The sequence below is a fragment of the Streptomyces sp. NPDC053367 genome (genome assembly GCF_044545925.1).
In the GTDB taxonomy this organism is placed as follows: Bacteria; Actinomycetota; Actinomycetes; order Streptomycetales; family Streptomycetaceae; genus Streptomyces.
Genome location: NZ_JBITYN010000011.1, coordinates 296,412 through 309,477, shown reverse-complemented (window position 1 = coordinate 309,477; position 13,066 = coordinate 296,412). Strand labels below are relative to the sequence as shown.

At 74.2% G+C, this 13,066-nt stretch carries 9 protein-coding genes and 1 pseudogene; 4 read left to right on the top strand and 6 right to left on the bottom strand.

Annotated elements, in window-relative coordinates:
* Nucleotides 1–99: 99 nt before the first annotated feature.
* Both ACIGXJ_RS30005 and ACIGXJ_RS30000 read right to left on the bottom strand, forming a co-directional pair.
* Complete coding sequence (locus ACIGXJ_RS30005; RefSeq protein ID WP_399651840.1) at nt 100–1,284, bottom strand: AMP-binding protein; 1,185 nt, start codon at nt 1,282–1,284, stop codon at nt 100–102.
* A 295-nt stretch (nt 1,285–1,579) separates the two neighbouring features.
* The gene (locus ACIGXJ_RS30000; RefSeq protein ID WP_399651837.1) at nt 1,580–2,374 is read right to left on the bottom strand and encodes a BTAD domain-containing putative transcriptional regulator; all 795 of its coding nucleotides are present in this window, start codon (nt 2,372–2,374) and stop codon (nt 1,580–1,582) included.
* A gap of 236 nt (nt 2,375–2,610) precedes the next feature.
* On the opposite strand from ACIGXJ_RS30000, the gene ACIGXJ_RS29995 reads away from it, so the two are divergent.
* The 4 genes from ACIGXJ_RS29995 (at nt 2,611) to ACIGXJ_RS29980 (ending at nt 7,457) form a co-directional block, all read left to right on the top strand.
* Complete coding sequence (locus ACIGXJ_RS29995) at nt 2,611–3,030, top strand: hypothetical protein (protein ID WP_399651834.1); 420 nt, start codon at nt 2,611–2,613, stop codon at nt 3,028–3,030.
* 45 nt (nt 3,031–3,075) lie between these two features.
* Nucleotides 3,076–5,373 (top strand): TOMM precursor leader peptide-binding protein, encoded by a 2,298-nt coding sequence (locus tag ACIGXJ_RS29990; RefSeq protein ID WP_399651831.1) that lies wholly within the window; start codon nt 3,076–3,078, stop codon nt 5,371–5,373.
* A 112-nt stretch (nt 5,374–5,485) separates the two neighbouring features.
* The gene (locus ACIGXJ_RS29985) at nt 5,486–6,742 is read left to right on the top strand and encodes a sensor histidine kinase (RefSeq protein ID WP_399651829.1); all 1,257 of its coding nucleotides are present in this window, start codon (nt 5,486–5,488) and stop codon (nt 6,740–6,742) included.
* A 100-nt stretch (nt 6,743–6,842) separates the two neighbouring features.
* Nucleotides 6,843–7,457 carry a DNA-binding response regulator gene (locus ACIGXJ_RS29980; protein ID WP_399651827.1) on the top strand — a complete coding sequence of 205 codons (615 nt, stop codon included), beginning with the start codon at nt 6,843–6,845 and terminating at the stop codon, nt 7,455–7,457.
* Between the two features lie 150 nt (nt 7,458–7,607).
* Here the strand turns inward: ACIGXJ_RS29980 and ACIGXJ_RS29975 are convergent.
* From ACIGXJ_RS29975 to ACIGXJ_RS29960, 4 genes and pseudogenes are all read right to left on the bottom strand, one after another.
* Nucleotides 7,608–8,693, bottom strand: a pseudogene (locus ACIGXJ_RS29975) (acyltransferase domain-containing protein); the annotation flags it as partial.
* A 70-nt stretch (nt 8,694–8,763) separates the two neighbouring features.
* Nucleotides 8,764–10,431 carry a fatty acyl-AMP ligase gene (locus ACIGXJ_RS29970; protein ID WP_399651824.1) on the bottom strand — a complete coding sequence of 556 codons (1,668 nt, stop codon included), beginning with the start codon at nt 10,429–10,431 and terminating at the stop codon, nt 8,764–8,766.
* A 220-nt stretch (nt 10,432–10,651) separates the two neighbouring features.
* Nucleotides 10,652–11,284, bottom strand: a complete 633-nt coding sequence (locus ACIGXJ_RS29965; RefSeq protein ID WP_399651822.1) for a hypothetical protein — start codon at nt 11,282–11,284, stop codon at nt 10,652–10,654.
* Nucleotides 11,271–12,884, bottom strand: a complete 1,614-nt coding sequence (locus ACIGXJ_RS29960; protein ID WP_399651819.1) for an alpha-isopropylmalate synthase regulatory domain-containing protein — start codon at nt 12,882–12,884, stop codon at nt 11,271–11,273. Before ACIGXJ_RS29960 ends, ACIGXJ_RS29965 begins: the two co-directional genes overlap by 14 nt.
* Between the last annotated feature and the right edge of the window lie 182 nt (nt 12,885–13,066).

Here is a 13,066-nt window from a genome sequence, read left to right as displayed (position 1 = left end):
TTGCGATCAATTCTTTACGGTGTCCTAAAACACGTCATCGCGCCCGTTGCTCAACCAGCGAGACCTGGACCACACAACTCCCGGCCGGCGCAGCCGAGTTCACTTGCGGGCGACGGTCTCGACGGTGCCGTCCGCGCGGCGCACCCCCAGCCAGTCGGAGCGCAGCGGGACTCCGGCGTCCGGTGGTGCCTGCCGGCCGTGGTCGGCTCGTACGGAGTCGAAGGGCACGGCCGCGCCCCCGGCCCACAGCCGGCCCTTGCGCCCGGGCGGCAGCGGCTCACCGTGCGGGTCGAGGACCCACACCTGCACCTGCGGCACGGGCCTGCCGACGCCGCCGGCCGCGGCCGCGGGCGGGCCGGGCGGGGCGAAGTCCCGGGCCGTCCACGGCAGTACGCCGCTGACGGGCGCGAACTCGGCCCGCAGCCGGGTGTCGGGCAGCACCGCGAAGTGCCGCTCGACCAGCTCGTCCGGACAGGGTTCGCCGACCAGGACCACGGCACGCGGGCCGACGGCGTCACCGGCCGCCTCCAGCGCGTCGAGGACCCCGGGATACTCCTCGGGGCTCAGCACGACGGCCGTGGCCTCGCCCCGCAGCACCGTACGGTCGACGGCGTCGGCGTCCGCGCCGGTGACCAGGGTGCCGCCGTTCGCGAACACCCACCACATCGCGGACAGCGCGACCGGCTCCCCCGGTGCCCGGCGCACGGCCACGGCACCCGCGGCCGGGAGCCCCGTGCCCTCGGTGCGGGCCGCGCACAGATGGCCCCACGCCGTGTGGTCGGCCAGCTGTCCTTCCAGGTCGCGCCCGTACCCGGGGCCCGGCAGCAGATAGGAGGCGTCCAGCGCACCGGACAGCGGCAGCGCGGGCTCCACCCGCAGGGCGTTGACCCGGGCCCGGGTCTCCTCGTCGTCGAGGGCCAGCACCAGGTCCTGCCGGGCCCACGGGCCGCGCGTGGCCGCACTGCACAGCACGGCCTGCGCACCACTGACCCGGGCGATGCGGTCGCACCGCTTCCGGCCCGCGTTCCGCGCCACCGGCACGCACACGCCCCCGGCCTTGAACACCGCCAGATGCGCCACCAGCGTCTGCGCGTGGTCCGCGCAACTCACGACGACCGGATCGCCGAGCTGCACCCCGCCACGCACCAGGGCGGTCGCCAGCTGCGTCGCCTTGATCTCGGCGCGCCCGTAGCTGAGCCGGTCCGTACCCTCCCGCACGGCGGTGGCCCCGGGCCGGGCGTGCGCCACGGCGGAGAACACCGCGTCCAGGGTGAGCGGCGGCACGGGCCGCACGGCCGGAGCCGCGCCTCCCGACGGAGCCGGCCGGCCCACCAGGGGCCCGCGCACCGCCGAAACCGCCCTGCCCGCGGGAGCCGCGGTCCATGCGCCGCGCCCCTGCACCGCTGTCGTCCGCCCAGCCATCACCGCGCCCCCTTGACATCCGGTGTCGTCCGGCGACGTCCGGCGGCCTCGCGTCGTCGCCCGGGCTCAGACTGAACCGCGCCGGAAAGGCACGTCACCGCACCCGTTGCCCAACCGGGACACCGGCCGTGGCTCAGCCGCCGGCGGTGGCCGGCCTTCAGCGCGCCATGAGTTCGGCGTGGTCGAGCTCCGTCTCCCCCGCCAGCACGGCCTGCTGGAGCCGGCGCAGCCGGGGCGAGGGCTCCAGGCCGAGTTCCTTCACCAGGGTGGTGCGCAGCCGCTGGTAGGCCTCCAGCGCCCGCCAGGCGCCGCCGGAACGGTGCAGGGCGACCATCAGCTGGGCGCAGAACGTCTCGTGCATGGGATGCCGGGCCACCAGCACCCGCAGCTCGGGCACGAGTTCGCTGTGCCGGCCGAGTCGCAGGTCGGCGTCGATGCGCCGCTCCTGCGCGGCCATCCGGTCCTCCTCCATGCGCAGCATCTCCAGTTCGAGGATGCTGCCCACCTTGACGTCCACCAGGGCCGGCCCGCGCCACAGCCCGAGCGCCTCGCCGAGCAGCGACGACGCCGACTTGTAGTCCCCGGCGTCGTACGCGGCGCGCCCGGCGCAGGCGAGGGCGTCGAAGTCCTGCGCGTCGACCCGTCCGGGCCGCACCCGCAGTGTGTATCCGCCGTGCTGCGTGGCCAGCACCAGCTTGGCCTGGCGTTCCGGCTCGCCGGCGAGCGCGGCGGAGATGTTGCGCCGGAGCTGGAGTATGTACGTCTGCAGGGTCGTCGAGGCGCTGCGCGGCAGTGCGTCGCCCCAGAGCTCTTCCATGAGCGTCGGCACGGTCACCAGACGGTCGGCCTGCAGGGCCAGCAGCGCGAGTATCTGGCGGGGCTTGACGGCGCTCGGCACCAGGGACACACCGCGCTCATGGGCCGTGAGCGGTCCCAGAACCTTGATTTCCATTTGCGCTCCTCCCGGTCCGATCGGCCGTCCATCGACGAGGCGGCCGCTGTTGAAGCGTCGTCCGAGGCTGTCATCACCCGGGGCTCGAGCCCAGTGAGCGGCTCATGCGGCGAATCATGAAAATGTCACACCCAGCCGATGAGTTGTGCACTGCCCGTTCGGGCCGCGCAAGCCCAGAATCAACCGCACTCACAGCCGAACTCGACTGATTCACACACCTTTTGGAGGGACCCGTCATGTCCGAGATGACTGTCGCAGCGCCGGCTCGTGCCACCCGGGACACCGCCGCCGAACAGGACCTGCGCATGGCCAGCCTCGCCGCCCGCGCCGGTCTGGAGCCGGAGCTGGCCCAGCGGTTCGGCAGAGACCCGTACGCGGTTCTGGCCGAATTCGGTCTCGTGCCCGCGCAGGACCCGGGCTGTCCCACCGTACTGGAGCTGGAGAACCTGCAGCCGTACGACGTGACGGCCGTGGCCAACCCGACGCTCATGTGCGTCAACGACTCGGCGGCCGTCGCCAACCCGACGCTCATGTGCGTCAACGACTCGGCGGCCGTCGCCAACCCGACACTCATGTGCGTCAACGACTCGGTGTCCGTCGCCGCCCCGACGCTGATGTGCGTCAACGACAGCGAGCGGCTCGGCCGGCGGAACTGAAGCCACCACCAAGCGAACCGATCCGATCACGGCAGGGGGAGCCGGATGCTGAAGAGTGTCACGATCGACAACGGCCGACCGCTCGGACTGCGCGCGCATCTGCGCGCCGAGGTGGTCCCCGGTGAGGCGGTCTATCTGCTGTCCGCCCGCCACACCCTGGCCCTGCGGGGCCCTCACCTGGAGGCGCTCGTCCCGCTGCTCGACGGCACCCGGACCCTCACCGACGTACTGGGCGAGGCCGCGGACACCGTACCGCCGGCGCAGGCCGGCCGGCTCATCGGGGAGCTGGCGCGGGCCGGTGTGATCGGCTACCGCTCCCTGGCGGGCGAGACGGCGGACCGGGCCGCGGAAGCGTACTGGGAGCTGGCCGGTCTGGACGGCGCGTCGGCGGAGAAGTCGCTGGCGGGCTCGCCGGTGGAGCTGGTCACGGTGGGCCGGGTGGACACGGCCGGGGTGCGGGCGGCCTGCCGGGCCTCCGGCCTGGTCCTCGCGGACGAGGCCGGCGCGAGCGGGCCGGGCACGTTGTCGCTGGTGCTGTGCGACGACTATCTGCACCCGGACCTCGCCGCCGTGGACGCCCGGCACCGGCGCGAGGGCCGGCCCTGGCTGCTGGCCCGGCCGTGCGGCACCGAGCCCTGGGTGGGGCCGGTGTTCGGGGTCGACGACGGTCCGTGCTGGCACTGCCTCGCGCACCGGCTGCGGCTGCACCGCGGCTCGGAGCGCCCGCTTCAGCGCGCGCTCGGCGAGGCGGGACCGCTGGCCCGCCCACCCGCCTCCCTGGCGGCCGGGCGGGCGCTGGCGCTGAACACCACCGTGCTGGAGGTGGCCAAGTGGCTGGCCGGCGTGCGCCATGAGGGGCAGTCCGCGGTGTGCGTGCTGGACACCTTCACCCTGCGGGCCGAGCACCACGGGGTGCGCCGGCGGCCGCAGTGCGCCGAGTGCGGCGACCCGGCCTTGGTCGCCCGGCGCGCGGGCCGCCCGCCGCGGCTGAGGGCGCGCCCCAAGGCGGCGCACGGCGGCAGCAACGACCGCGCGCTGACCCCGGAGCAGATGCTGGACCGCTACGGCCATCTGATCGGCCCGGTCACCGGCGTGGTGCCGGAGGTGCGGCCGGACACCCGGCTGCCCGACGGGCTCGACTGCTGGCTGTCGGGCCGCAACCTCGCCCTCGCGGGGCAGAGCCTCGACGAACTGCGCGGCAGCCTGCGGTCGTTGAGCGGCGGCAAGGGGACCAGTGCGCTGGAGGCCAGGGTGAGCGCCCTGTGCGAGGCGGTGGAGCGCTACTCGGGCACCCGGCAGGGCGACGAGCCCGTCGTCGTGGACACCCTGAACGGCCTGGGCGCGCAGGCCCTCGAACCCAACTCGTGCCAGCTGTTCGCCGACTGGCAGTTCGCGGAGCGGGAGCGGTGGAACGCCACGCACTCCGCCTTCCACCGGGTGTGCGCGCCCTTCGACGCCGGCCGGCCGGTGGAGTGGACGCCGGTGTGGTCCCTGACCGGCGGCGGACAGCGGCTGCTGCCGACGTCGATGCTGTACTTCCATCCGTCCTCCCGCTTCGACCCGCGCGGCCCGTGGGCGGACTCCAACGGCAACGCCGCGGGCAGCAGCCTGGAGGACGCGATCCTGCAGGGGTTCCTGGAGCTGGTGGAGCGCGACGCGGTGGCCCTGTGGTGGTACAACCGCACCCGGCACCCCGGTGTGGACCTCGACGCCTTCGACGAGCCGTGGCTGGCCCGCACGCGAGGGGCGTACGCGCGGATGCACCGCGAGATGTGGGTGCTGGACCTCACCTCCGACCTGGGCGTGCCCGCGATAGCGGCGGTGTCCCGGCGCACCGACAAGGCGGCCGAGGACATCACCTTCGGTTTCGGCGCGCACTTCGATCCCCGGCTCGCGCTGCGCCGGGCCGTCACGGAGATGACGCAGATGCTGCCGGCGGTGGCGGGGGTCCGGGCCGACGGAACGGGATATGTCCCTTCGGCGGCCCGGGATCTGCTGGATTGGTGGACCCGGGCGACCGTAAGAAATCAGCCACACCTGCTCCCGGATTCCGCCGAGTCGGCGACCGCTCCTTCTCGCTACGGGTATTCCCCGCGCGCCGATCTCGCAGCCGATCTGACCGCGGTGAAGGAGCTTGTGACAGCGCGGGGAATGGAGCTGTTCGTGCTCGACCAGACCCGGCCTGACCTGAACCTTCCCGTCGTGAAGGTGCTCGTGCCCGGGCTGCGGCACTTCTGGGCGCGATTCGCGCCGGGGCGGCTTTTCGACGTCCCTGTGCGACTGGGCAGGATCAGCCAACCGCTCGGCGTCCACGAGCTCAACCCGATTCCGCTCTTCGCCTGAACGGGAAACGACTCACGTTGCCATGGCTTCTCGGTGTGAACGGGAATAATATGCGCCCCGCCCCCCAGCCTCCCGCAACTCCTGTTCTCATGGACCCGATCGAGGAGACCTCTTGGCGAACGACGCACACTGCGAGAGCGGCTGTAGCTCGATGGCCGACGAGATCAGGGCACTGGGCGGTCCGTCGGACCCGGAGGACGAACGGGTCCTGCTGGCCCCCAGGACCGCCAGGTCGATCACGGTCTGCGCACTCGTCTGGTTCGCCGCCGTCGCGGTCCTCAACGTCCTGTGGAGCGGCACCGGCGGCAAGAACGTTCTGCTGTGCATCGGTTGCGCCCTCGCCGTGTGCGCCATGGGCATCGTCATCACCTCCGCCCGGGCCCGGAGCTGGAGCCGGGCCGTGCGCATCCGGGCACTGGCCTGCCAGGCCCTGCTCACCGCGCTGCCGTACGCGCTGTTCGGCGCCAACTGGGGCAGCATGGCGGGGCCGCTCGCGGGGTCCCTGCTGTATCTGATCCCGGGCAGGACGGGCCGGCTGCTGTTCGGCGGCGTCATGGCGGGGCAGCTGGCCGTAGCCGTGGCCTCGCACCAGGTGTGGGTGATGACCGCGTACCTGACGCTCGCCACCGGGTTCACCGGAATGGTGATCTACGGCCTGGCCCGGCTGTCGGAGCTGGTGCAGAGGATGCACGAGACGCGCGGCGAGCGGGCCCGGGCCGCGGTGGTGCAGGAACGGCTGCGGTTCGCCCGCGACCTGCACGACCTGCTGGGCTACAGCCTGTCCGCGATCACCCTGAAGAGCGAGCTGATCCACCGGCTGATCCCGACCCGCCCGGACCGTGCCACCGAGGAGGTGCAGTCCGTCCTCGCCGTCTCGCGGCAGGCGCTGGCCGACGTACGGCTGGTGGCCAGCGGCTATCGCAGCATGTCGCTGGCGGAGGAGGCCGACTCGGCGGCCGGGATCCTCGCCGCGGCGGAGATCGACGCCGAGGTGGAGGTGGGGTGCGGGCGGCTGCACCCGGTGGTGGACACCGTGCTGGCCACCACCCTGCGCGAGGGGGTCACCAATCTGCTGCGGCACAGCGTCGCCCAGCGCTGCCGCATCACGGCCGAGCGCAGGGGCGAGGCGGTGCGGCTGACGCTGGTGAACGACGGGGTCACCGGACTGCCCTCGCGGACCTCCGACACCAGCGGCAGCGGCCTGGGCAATCTGCGGATCCGGCTGCAGTCCATCGGCGGCCGGATCGAGTCCGGCGTTCACGACGGCGGAACCTTTCGCCTCGTGGCCGAGGCGCCGGCCCGGCCGCAGATGAGCGAGGCGTTCGAGCGCGCGGCCGCGCGGATGCCCACGGCCGGTACTACGGTGTGAGCCTGCGCCCGAGGGGGAGGTGAGGGCGTCCGGGCGGACGGGTCCGGTCCGCGTCCGCGGACACACGAGCGTGCATGAGGGCAATTCAACGGGGAGAGCAATGTTGTCCGTACGCATTCTGCTGGCCGAGGACGTCCATATGATCCGGGGGGCGCTCGTCGCACTCCTGGAGCTGGAGACGGGCCTCCAGGTGGTCGCCTCCGTGGACCGGGGCGACACCATCGTGCCCACCGCGCTGCAGGTACGGCCCGACGTGGCCGTGATCGACGTCGACCTGCCGGGCATGGACGGCCTGACCGCCGCCGCCCAGCTGCACAAGCAGTTACCGTCCTGCCGCACACTGATACTGACCAGCCTCGGCCGGCCCGGGGTGTTCCGCCGGGCGATGGCGAGCCAGGTCTCCGGGTTCATCCTCAAGGACGCCCCGCCCGCCCGGCTCGCCCAGGCCGTGCGCAGCGTCGCCGCCGGCCAGCGGGTGATCGACTCGCAGCTCGCGCTCACCGCCTGGGACGCCCCGGAGAACCCGCTGTCACCACGGGAGACCGAGGTACTGCGGCGCACGGCCCGTGGCGCCGACGCCTCGGAGATCGCCGCCGACCTCCATCTCTCCCAGGGCACCGTGCGCAACTACCTCACCGCGGTCGTCACCAAGCTCAACGCCCGCAACCGCATCGACGCCGTCCGCATCGCGGAGGACAACGGCTGGATCCCCTGACCCGGCCACGCCGCCGTCCTCGTCCGGCAGCAGCCCGGCGAGGACGTCGGCGAACTCCCACGGCGTGGTCCGCGGGCCCGCGCACACGGTGACCACCGCCGGCCCGCCGTCCCCGCCGGCCAGCTCCCGCAGCCAGGGCGACAGCACCGGGCGCGGGGAGACCTCCACCACGTGGGTGGGCGCCTGCTCGGCCAGCAGCCGCCGGGCGGCGTCAGCGAACCGCACCGTCGACGTCAACTGCTCGGCCCAGTAGGAGGCGTAGAGCGGCTCGGTGGTCGGGCCGCCGCGCATCGCCGAGTAGTACGGCAGCCGGGCCGCGCCGCACGGCAGCCTGCGGGCCGCCGGCTCGAACAGGTCCGCCGCCGCGCTCAGCCGCGACGAGTGGTGCGCGTGCGTGCGCTCCAGCCGCGCGTGGCCGACGCCTGCTTCGGTGAGCCAGGCGCAGATGCGGTCGAGGCCCGCGAGGTCGCCGGAGATCACCGTGTGCCGGGCCGAGTTGATCTCCGCGATGTCCACGGCGGGCTCCTCGGCGACCAGCGCGGCGACCTTGTAAGCGGCCAGGTGCACCTCCGCCATGCCCCCGCCGGCCGGCAGGCTCTGGGTGAACGCGCCGCGCAGCGCGACCAGTTGGGCCGCGCAGGCCAGCGGGAGCGCCTCGGCGACGGTCGCCGCGGCCACCTCGGCGGGCCCGTGCCCGACGACCGCGACCGGCAGCACCCCGGCCTCCTCCAGAGCCCGGGCGAGCCCGTACTGGCAGGCGAACAGCGCCGGCTGGGCGTACGCGGGCTGCAGGACACGGCTGTCTCCGGACAGGATCAGCTCGGTGACGTCCACCCCGGTGTACGGCAGCAGCGCGGCGGCGGCCTCGTCCAGGTGCGCCCGGAACGCGGTCACCCCCCGGTACAGCCCCGCCGCCATCGAGGGGTGCAGCGCGGCCCGCCCGGCGAACGCGAACGCCACCCGCACCGGTGAGCCGCCCTCCAGCCGCAGGTCCCGGCGCGCGAGGAACGCGGCGAGGTCCCTGATCGTGGGGTGCAGCGCGATGTCGGTGGGCTCGATCAGCGGCCCGAAGTCCCGCTCGATGTCGCCGTAGAGGACCAGCGCGTCCGTGGAGGTCAGTCCGCAGTCGCGCAGCGGCACGTCGGCCGGGACACGCTTGTGCAGATGGCGCAGCGCCCAGTCGCCCAGCCATTCGGCGAAGAACGCCTCCGGGGTCTCGGCTGCGAAGTCGGCCATCAGCGGGCCTCCCTTCGGAAATCCTCGTATCGGCCTGTCGTACGTGCCCACGAGCCGTTCGGCGCCGCCATCAGGCCGCCCTCGCGGGTATTTCCTCGTAGAGCGCGTCGATCTCGCCGCGCAGGAACAGCCGGCGCGTCGCGGACCGGCGGACCTTGCCGCTGGTGGTGCGGCGCACGGTCCCGGGCCGCACCAGCACCAGGCCGCCCCCGGTCACGGCGAACTCCTCGTCCAGACGCCGCCGTACGCGCCGGGCCAGATCGGTGAGGTCGAGGTCCCTGGCCTGCCGGGCACGCAACTCCTGCACGAGCACGACCTGTTCGCGCTGACCCGGCAGCGTGAAGGCGACACCCGGACCGAACAGGGCGCTGATCTGCCGTACGGAGTGCTCCAGTTCGTGCGGGTGCAGACTGCGTCCCGCGACGACGAGCACGTCCTTCAGCCGACCGCCGACGAACAGCTCCCCGTCGGCCAGCAGGCCCAGGTCCCCGGTGCGCAGGAAGCCGCCCTCCCCGTCCGCGGTGACCGCGCCGAAGACGTCCGCGCTCTCACGGACCCGGTCCCAGTAGCCGCGCGCGACCCCGGCGCCGCGCACCCAGACCTCGCCGGTGGCTCCGTCGGGGAGCACCGCGCGGGTCTCGGGGTCGACGACCCGGACCTCGCAGCCGACGGGCTGCCCGCAGGAGACGGTCCCGCCGGGGGGCGTGCTCGCGCGCCGGGCCGCCGCGGAGTGCGCGGGACGTCCCGCGCAGACCAGGAGGGTGCTCTCGGCCAGTCCGTAGCCGACGGTGAAGGCGTCGGCCCGGAACCCGGCGGGCGCGAACCGCTCGGCGAAGGCGCGCAGCGTCGAGGCGCGCACCGGTTCGCCGCCGCTGACGGCGCTCTGCCAGCAGGACAGGTCGAGCGCCGCGAGGTCCTCGTCGGTGGCCTGCCGTGCGCACAGCTCGTAGGCGAAGTCGGGGGCCGCGCTCACCGTCAGCCGGTAGCGGGAGATCGTCTCCAGCCAGGCCACCGGCCGCCGTACGAAGGTGGTCGGCGACATCACCACCGAGGTCGCGCCCAGCCACAGCGGGTGCAGCAACTGGCCGACCAGGCCCATGTCGTGGTGCGGCGGCAGCCAGCCGCCCGGCCGGGAGGCCCGCGTGGTGCCGAGAGCGGCCTGGAGCGCCTGCTGGTTGGCGATCAGGTTGGCGTGGCTGACGGCGACTCCGCGCGGCTCGGCGGTGGAGCCGGAGGTGTACTGCAGCAGCGCCACGCTGTCCGGGTCCGGCTCCCGGGGCTCCACCGGCTCGCCGGCCGGTACGGCGTCGACGGCCAGGCAGGGCACGCTGCCGTGGCCCGTCCGGGCGAGCGTCCGCGACAGCTCCGCGGCCCGGTCGGCGCAGGTGAGCGCCAGACAGGGCCTGGCGTCCCTGACGACGCCGGCCACCCTGCCGTCCAGGCGTGCGCCGCCCGGCGGTGGCACGGGGACCGCGACGGCACCGGCGTACAGACAGCCGAGCAGCCCCACGGCGAACAGATCGGGAGCGGCCGCCGCGACCAGGACGCGCTGCCCCGCCGCCCCGTACTCCGTCAGCCAGGCCGCCAGCCGGCGCGCCCGCGCGTCCAGCCGGCCGTACGTCAGGGTCCGCGGTGCCGCGTCGGTGCCGTGGCCGGGCACGACGACCAGCGCGTCCCGCTCGGGCAGCCGCGCGGCCCGCTCCCGCATCACGCCCGTGAAGGTCCGGTGACCCGCCAACGCCCCTCCTCCTTGCGACTCGTCGCACCGCACCCGCCGGCTGTCGCGGGCGGCCCGGTGCGCGCCCTGCTGTCGCGAACCATGGTCCGCACGGACCCTCGAACCCGGCTCGGACGGGGCAGGCGCAACGGACGACAGGCGGGAATCGGCCAGCGGCACGCGCGGGGGCCTTCCACCGGGTCGCGGGCCCGGGTCCACGGGGGTGCGCCCCGCGGGCGCCTCACACGGGGCCCGGGACCTCGCAGGCCACCAGGCTGCCGCCGTACGTCGTGAGGGTGGCGAGGCCGCCGATGCGGTGACGCGCGACGCTGTAGCCGGGGCCGGCGAGGGCGGCGTCACGGCACTGTTCGTCGCGCCAGGCGAGGACGCCGAGGTAGCGCCGCCCGCGCAGGGTGGACCGCAGCAGCTCGCCGCCGCCGAAGCCGTCGCTGTTCACGCAGTGCCCCACCAGCGTGCCGAAGGCGAGCTCGAACTCCCGCCACGAGTCGGGGACATCGGCCTGCAAGAGCACACAACTGCGCAGTTCCTCCGCCGACGGCCCGCCCCGCATCCGCCCCACGCTGCGCATCTGGTCCACCTCGACGTCGGCCAGCGCGTCCAGCGCCCAGTGCCGCCGCCCCACACCCTCCTCGTACGCGGCGGTGAAGAACCCGCGCACGCTGCTCCAGTAGTCGAGGGCGACATAGGCTCCGGGTTCCTCCGGCACGGTGAACGCGAGATGGGCCAGGAAGTCGTCGCGGGCACACAACTGCCGGGCGTAGGCCTGCCGTTCACGCTCGAACACCGCGGGGTCGCCCCGTACGACGTAGCGGTTCACCATCGCCACTGGAAGCTGACGTTCAGCCTCCGTCATATCCAGACGACCTCCGTCGGAGCGGGTGGCGCTTGCTCAGCAGAGCGTAGGCCACGGCGTCGAGCAGGGCTTCCCACACGGCGGCGACGGTGTTCTCGTGGACGCCGACAGTGCCCCAGCCGCGCTGCCCGTCGTGGAAGCACGCTACAGCGCGCACGAGCGGCCGGGGGTCCGAACCGGAATCCTCGGCGCCGCGCCGGGGCGGGCCGTCGAGCATACGGATGCGGTAGTCACGCAGCCGCACGGGGGCGAACTCGGGGAAGAACGGATCGAGGGCGGAGTGCAGTGCCGCGTGCAGCGCGTCCACGGGGCTGTTGCCGGTCGCGGTCGCCGTCAGCGGCACGCCGTCGACCCGCAGCCGGACGTGCCCCTCGGTGCGCAGCCCGCCGTCCCGGTCGCGGTTCACGCCGACCCGCCAGGACTCCACCCGGATGGGGTGCGGCTCGGCCTGCCCGGCCAGCTCGGACCACAGCAGCAGTTCCAGCGACGCCTGGGCGTCGTCGAAGCGGTATCCGCGTTCCTCGCGCTCCTTGACGCGCGCGGCGGCCCGCGCGTGCGCCGCGTCACCCACCTCGCCTCCCGCCGCCGGCCCGCCGGCGCGCGCGGTGACGGCGGCCCGCCCGCGCGCCACCGTGCGCAGCGCGGTCATGCCGCCCTGCCGTGCCGCGGGCACCCGGGCCGTGCCGCGGACCGGCGCCGACGGCGTCTCGGGTGCGGGGCGCCCGGCGGGCCGCAGCGGAGGCAGGGGATGCCGGAGCACCTCCTCGAAGGAGCGGGCGGCCAGAGCCATCTCCCGCAGCCGATCGGCCGGTACGACGTGCAGTCCGCGCTTGCGGACCAGGTGCTGGGCGACGGTGAGCAGGTCGGCGCCCGCCTCGGGGTGCGTCGCCTCGCGGAGCGCGGTGCCGTGCACGTGGTCGGCCCCGGCCGCCACGGCGGCGAGGGTCGCGGCCGTGGCGCAGCCGGAGCGGTTGCCGCAGTGGATGCCGACGGCGGCTCCGGTGAGGGCCACGGTGTCGGCGACGACCCGGCCCACCTCGTCGGGCAGGCTGCCGCCGCGGGAGTCGCACAGCACGACCCGCTCGGCACCCGCGCTCACGGCCGTGCGCACCAGCTCCAGCGCGAACTCCCGGTTGGCGGCGTAGCCGTCGAAGTAGTGCTCCGCGTCGACGAAGACCCGGCAGCCCTCGCGGGCCAGGCCGAGGACGGTGCTGTGCAGGCTCACGAGCCGCTCGTCGAGGGCGTCCAGGGCGAGCCTGCTGTGGTACGGGCCCCCGCCCGGCGGCGTCCGGCACAACAGGGTGACCGCGCCGGTCCCGGCCTCCAGCAGCGTCCGCACCCCCTCGTTCACCGGCCCGGGCCGGCCCACCCGGCCCACCGCGACGAGCTGGGCGGGACCGGCCGGGAGCGTGCTGCGGGCGACCCGGTAGAACTCGGCGGCGTCCGGAAGGTGAGGCGAGCCGCCGTCGACGAAGGGCACCCCGAACGCCTTCAGACAGCGCAGTACGGTGAGCCGCTGCCCGAGCGGAAGGGGGCCGGTCTCGGCGTCGTCGAGGTCACGCAGCGTCGTGTCGTGCAGCCGGATCCGCCGGTCAGCCATCCCGCCTCCCCGTAGCACCGCTGTAGGCCGGCCCCTCGATGCCGCCGTCGCGTCAACGGTAGAAACGAGCCGAACAGCGAGCGACTTCACTGTTGCTCAATTCCCCCGGCCGCCCGGGGAGCACCGGAGAACGACCTGGTCAGGGCCAGGCAAGCACAGAGCGCCGGCCGGGATCGCTCCCG

Coding starts and splice junctions, on each gene's coding strand:
- ACIGXJ_RS29990 (WP_399651831.1), top strand. CDS start 3,076: ATGCTGAAGAGTGTCACGATCGACAACGGCCGACCGCTCGGACTGCGC.
- ACIGXJ_RS29965 (WP_399651822.1), bottom strand. CDS start 11,284: ATGACGGAGGCTGAACGTCAGCTTCCAGTGGCGATGGTGAACCGCTAC.
- ACIGXJ_RS29960 (WP_399651819.1), bottom strand. CDS start 12,884: ATGGCTGACCGGCGGATCCGGCTGCACGACACGACGCTGCGTGACCTC.
- ACIGXJ_RS30000 (WP_399651837.1), bottom strand. CDS start 2,374: ATGGAAATCAAGGTTCTGGGACCGCTCACGGCCCATGAGCGCGGTGTG.
- ACIGXJ_RS29980 (WP_399651827.1), top strand. CDS start 6,843: ATGTTGTCCGTACGCATTCTGCTGGCCGAGGACGTCCATATGATCCGG.
- ACIGXJ_RS29995 (WP_399651834.1), top strand. CDS start 2,611: ATGTCCGAGATGACTGTCGCAGCGCCGGCTCGTGCCACCCGGGACACC.